The following is a 963-nucleotide window of genomic DNA, read 5'->3' on the forward strand; positions in this document are numbered from 1 at the left end:
CACCGCGCCAGGCATCGCTGCGCGGGCTGTGGCGCCGTGCGGCAGGTGCCGAACCGGTCCTGCTGGACCGCGCCCTCGTCCTGTGGTTTCCCGCCCCGCGCTCCTATACCGGCGAGGACAGCGCCGAACTCCATCTGCACGCCGGCCCGGCGGTCATCGCCGGGGTCGCCGACGCGCTGGTGGCGCTGGGCGCCCGTCCGGCCGAACCGGGCGAATTCACCCGCCGCGCCTTCACCAACGGCCGCCTCGACCTGATCGAGGCCGAAGGCATCGCCGACCTGATCGACGCGGAAACCGAGGCCCAGCGCCGCCAGGCCCTGGGCCAGGCCGACGGCACGCTCAGCCGTCTCTATGAAGGCTGGGCCGACCGCCTGCGCACCGCGCTGGCCCATCAGGAAGCCCTGATCGACTTCCCCGACGAAGACCTGCCCCCCGAAGTCGAATCCGCCCTGCTGGCCGAACTGGCCGCCTTGCGCGACGCGATGCGGGCGCATCTGGACGATGCCGGCCGGGGCGAGAAACTGCGGCGCGGCCTGGTCTTCACCATCGTCGGCCCGCCCAATGTCGGCAAATCCAGCCTGCTGAACGCGCTGGCCGAACGCGACGCCGCGATCGTCTCCTCGATCGCCGGCACCACCCGCGATGCGATCGAAATCCGCGTGGTGCTGGGCGACGTGCCCGTCACCCTGATCGACACCGCCGGTCTGCGCGAGACCGAAGACGAAATCGAGGCCGAGGGCGTCCGCCGCGCCTTGTTTCACGTGAAACAGGCCGATTGCGTGATCGCCGTGACCGACGGCACGGCGCCTCCGTCGGACCTCCCGCCCGGCGCCCTCCTGGTGCGCAACAAGATCGACCTCGCCGAACATGCTCCGCACCAATCCCCCGAGGGCGCCCTGGCCGTCAGCGTCCGCCAGGGTACCGGCATGGACGCTCTGCGCGCCGCCCTGGCCGACCGTGCCC

General features: G+C 72.0%; 1 protein-coding gene. It reads left to right on the top strand.

What is annotated here, in order from left to right; all coding sequences use genetic code 11:
• Window positions 1-963 (top strand): tRNA uridine-5-carboxymethylaminomethyl(34) synthesis GTPase MnmE (gene mnmE / locus HUK84_RS20070; RefSeq protein WP_176641770.1); only part of this gene is annotated, 963 nt, incomplete at both ends.

The organism is Nguyenibacter vanlangensis, from assembly GCF_013376155.1.
GTDB lineage: Bacteria > Pseudomonadota > Alphaproteobacteria > Acetobacterales > Acetobacteraceae > Gluconacetobacter > Gluconacetobacter vanlangensis.